Annotated in this window: 2 protein-coding genes; both read left to right on the top strand. The window is 43.9% G+C overall.

What is annotated here, in order from left to right; genetic code table 11:
• The first annotated feature begins 838 nt into the window (after window positions 1–838).
• Window positions 839–1,972, top strand: a complete 1,134-nt coding sequence (locus RH89_RS13780) for a flagellin (RefSeq protein WP_004402871.1) — start codon at window positions 839–841, stop codon at window positions 1,970–1,972.
• A gap of 171 nt (window positions 1,973–2,143) precedes the next feature.
• Entirely contained in the window at window positions 2,144–3,274 is a 1,131-nt protein-coding gene (locus RH89_RS13775) for a flagellin (RefSeq protein WP_004402869.1), read from the top strand.
• Window positions 3,275–3,620: the final 346 nt, after the last annotated feature.

The raw sequence follows: 3,620 nt of genomic DNA, 5'->3' as shown, positions 1-3,620 counted from the left end.
ATAACAGCAAAACGGTTTGAGTGATAAAACCGTAGCCTGATGGGGATTTTCCCATATCAGAAGAACAATTCGTACAGAGGAGTATTGAAACGAAGCACCAAATATATATCGGTAACGATCTTTAGGAACAGATAGGGAGAACAACTAGCACAGATCAATCTAAACGCGTACAAGCGAAATTAGACTTTGTCCGTGTTAACCGTTCCGTGTATCTACCTTTCGATCCAGTACCTAACGATGCGAAACAGTAAGGAGGACATGCAAATTACGTAAAAATGTACTGAAGAAAATTTTAGTTCATGCATTTTGCTCAAGCGTATTTGTATCCGTTCACCCTGTTTTAGAGATGGCACAGATCTATCTACTTGTTGGATTTCAGAACTTATACATGATGGTACCGCGGCAGCTGAGGCTGTACGTCTGGTGTATCAGAGTGGTATCTGAATATCCAAGAATGATTAGACAAAGCCTTTCCATAGCATTCGATAATCGGTGATTCATTTCAGTATCTTGATAATGGTTTTTTATTAAACCATAGCGCCTCCTATCTCCTTTACTGCCATTCAGGTAGGGTCTAGTTACGTCTTTAATATTTCATTTAAATTGTATTTTATTAACTTATAACTGCATGTATATAAAAGAAAAATTTAAATTAACATCTAACTATATGCTTTTAAATGAAAAATAATATCTAAAGTCATTTATTTTAAATTTTTATCCAAAAAAACCTAAAGAATAGAAATGGTAAGTCGATACAATTTATGACTTTGAGAGAACTAGTTGGTTTTCCGAGACGTCGGAAGCCGCCCTTAACGGAAAATCAATGGGAGAAATCACCATGAGTATGACAGTAAACACTAACGTATCTGCGATGACAGCACAGCGTCACCTAGGCAATGCAGCAAGTGACTTAACCACATCGATGGAACGTCTATCATCTGGTTACAAAATCAACAGCGCTAAAGATGATGCAGCGGGTCTGCAAATCTCTAACCGCTTAAATGTTCAGAGCCGCGGTTTGGATGTGGCAGTACGAAATGCTAACGACGGTATTTCGATTGCACAAACAGCTGAAGGGGCGATGAAAGAAACGACAAACATTCTTCAACGTATGCGAGACCTATCGCTGCAATCTGCTAACGGTTCAAACAGTAAGTCTGACCGTGTTGCGATTCAGGAAGAAATCACAGCGTTGAACGACGAATTGAACCGTATCGCTGAAACCACTTCATTCGGTGGTAACAAGCTTCTAAACGGAACATTCGGCAATGCTTCATTCCAGATTGGTGCAGACAGCGGTGAAGCGGTCATGCTAGGTCTTAAGAGCATGCGTTCTGATGAAACTGCAATGGGCGGACAAAGCTACCAGGCTGCAAACGCGAAAGGCGCAGACTGGACAGTTGATGCAGCAGCATCTGACCTGACTATCGCATTCACCGACAAAGACGGTGTGGCTCAAAACCTGACCATTAATGCTAAAGCGGGCGATGACATTGAAGAAGTGGCGACCTACATCAACGGTCAAACGGATCAAGTTAAAGCCTCTGTAGGTGATGACGGTGTTCTGCAAGTTTTCGCTGACAACAACAAAATCGACGGTGCAGTAACCTTCGGTGGTGCACTTGGTGGTGAGCTGGCTATGGGCGCAGCTCAGGCAACAACCGTAAGCGATATCGACGTAAGAAACGTATCCGGTGCGCAACAATCTGTAGCAGTCGTGGATGCCGCGCTTCAATACGTTGACAGCCATCGAGCAGAGCTGGGTGCATTCCAGAACCGATTCGACCACGCAATCAGCAACTTAGATAACATCAATGAGAACGTGAACGCGTCTCAGAGCCGAATCAAAGACACAGACTTCGCGAAAGAAACTACTGCGATGACTAAGTCTCAGATTCTGCAACAAGCATCTACCTCGGTATTAGCTCAGGCAAAGCAATCTCCAAATTCAGCGTTAATGCTGCTGGGCTAATTCTCGAAGTTTAAGGGCGGTCTGGGTGGTTGGTTGTGTTGCAGCCACCTGGCACTCCACTGGGTTAAGACGGTTTACCGTTCACGATTGAATCGTCAGACCCAACGCTCTGGCAAGGTTTACCTTGTAGTGGAATGAGACGGAACCTTAAGATTTTTCAGGAGCATTTCAGTGGCATTAACGGTTAACACCAACGTATCTGCAATGGCAACCAGACACCAACTTAAAGGTGTTATGAGCAACGCAAGTACATCACTGGAACGTTTATCTTCAGGCTCTAGAATCAACACGGCAAAAGATGACGCAGCTGGTCTGCAGATTGCCAATAGACTCCATGTACAAACTCGCGGGATAGATGTAGCAATTCGAAATGCAAATGATGGTATGTCCATCGTTGAAACAGCGGAAAGCTCGTTAGACGAAACAACCAACATCATGCTGAGAATGCGAGATTTATCCATCCAGTCAGCCAACGGTAACAACAGCGATGCAGATCGTCAGGCACTACAACACGAAGTGTCTTCTCTCAACGACGAGCTGAACAGAATTGCTGAAACCACCAGCTTTGGCGGCGAAAAACTGATTAACGGTACATATGGAACCAAGTCGTTCCATATAGGACCGAATACCGATGCCATTATGGTTTCGCTAACGGATATGCGCACTGATTCGGAGCGCATGGGAGGAGACAGCTACCTAGCACAAAATGGAAAAGACAGTAACTGGACAGTCACTGATGCAACCAATCAATTGAATATCCAGTTCCAGGATGTCGCAAACCAAACTGTGAATGTACAAATAGAAGCTAAATCTGGTGATAACATCGAAGAGTTAGCGACTTACATTAACGGGCAAACGGACGAGATCAGCGCTTCAGTAAACGAGAACGGACAACTTCAACTGTTCGCGCCGAATCATGATGTTAAATCTGATCTCACGTTTAGTGGCAGTCTTGCCTCAGAACTTGCACTATCGAAACAAGGTCAACTTACCGTCGACTCTCTCAACATCAGTACGGTAGGAGGCGCACAGCAAGCAATCGCGGTGCTGGATGCGTCTTTGACCTACGTCGATAGCCAGCGTGGCCAGCTGGGCGCAATTCACAATAGATTCGAAAGTGGTATCTCTAACCTGGGCAACATGAGCATTAATGTGAATGATTCCAAGGGGCAACTTAGAGATGCCGATTTCGCTAAAGAAGCGACGAGTCTTACCAAATCGAAAATCTTGCAGCAAGCGTCTAACGCTATCATTGCTCAGGCAAACCAATTGCCTTCCGCAGCAACCAATCTGCTTCACTAATTCAGAAAAAACCTCATTTAAAAACACTAAGTGTTTAACGAAAACACTTGAAATGGTCAGCTATCGCAAATCCTCTCGCTACGACTCTAGTTTCCCTTATTGAATCGCATCTAGTTATCTCTATTGATAAGTCGATGAAACGCCCTGTGTGCCCTTAGAGCGCGTTTTAACACACAAACCAGAGTACTTTAGCTTTGGCATGTTTCTCCCTTCTCTAGAAGCCGGTTTGAGCTAATGAGTAAATACTCGTTTTCGTTAACTTACTGATTGGCATACGGTTCTTGTGTTTCCTGCTCTCCCTCATAAAAAAATCCGAAAAAATCTGAGTTTTTCCCTAAAGAACTTA

The sequence above is a fragment of the Vibrio nigripulchritudo ATCC 27043 genome (assembly GCF_000222685.1).
Classification (GTDB): domain Bacteria; phylum Pseudomonadota; class Gammaproteobacteria; order Enterobacterales; family Vibrionaceae; genus Vibrio; species Vibrio nigripulchritudo.
This window is presented reverse-complemented; position numbering and strand designations above follow the sequence as displayed.